The following is a 440-nucleotide window of genomic DNA, read 5'->3' as shown; positions in this document are numbered from 1 at the left end:
TGCAAGCCGATGGTGGTGTGCTGTCGGCCGATTTTGTGCAAATGGACGATGATTTTATGGGCTGGGTGAAAGACGGCCGCTACAAAAAGGTGTCAGCGAGCTTCTATCCGCCCGACAGCCCAAGCAATCCGAAGCCATGCTCTTGGTATCTGCGCCGCGTCGTTTTTCTCGGTGCGCAACCACCTGCGGTAAAAGGTTTATCCGCCATTAATTTTGCTTAAGACGATGAGTATGTCGAGTTTTCCGAATATGCACACCGCCGCACGGCCTCGATTTTCCGTCGTCTGCGGGAGTGGTTGATTGAGCAGTACGATGCGGCCACCGCCGATAAAGTCGTTGCTGATTGGGAAATTCGCGACATTGAAGAATCGGCAGACTGGCAGCCCGAACCGCCCACACCGGCAGTTGCCGACCCTGGAACCCCAGACGAATCTCAAACC

1 pseudogene is annotated in these 440 nt (G+C 54.8%); it reads left to right on the top strand.

Going from position 1 to position 440, the window contains the following annotated elements:
* Window positions 1-221: pseudogene (locus ACTHTQ_RS11415) on the top strand (2-oxoacid:acceptor oxidoreductase); the annotation flags it as partial.
* Between the last annotated feature and the right edge of the window lie 219 nt (window positions 222-440).

The organism is Neisseria sp. P0020.S003 (assembly GCF_051957095.1).
In the GTDB taxonomy this organism is placed as follows: Bacteria; Pseudomonadota; Gammaproteobacteria; order Burkholderiales; family Neisseriaceae; genus Neisseria; species Neisseria subflava.
Note: the sequence above shows the minus strand (reverse complement) of the source record. Positions and strands in the feature narration are given on the sequence as shown.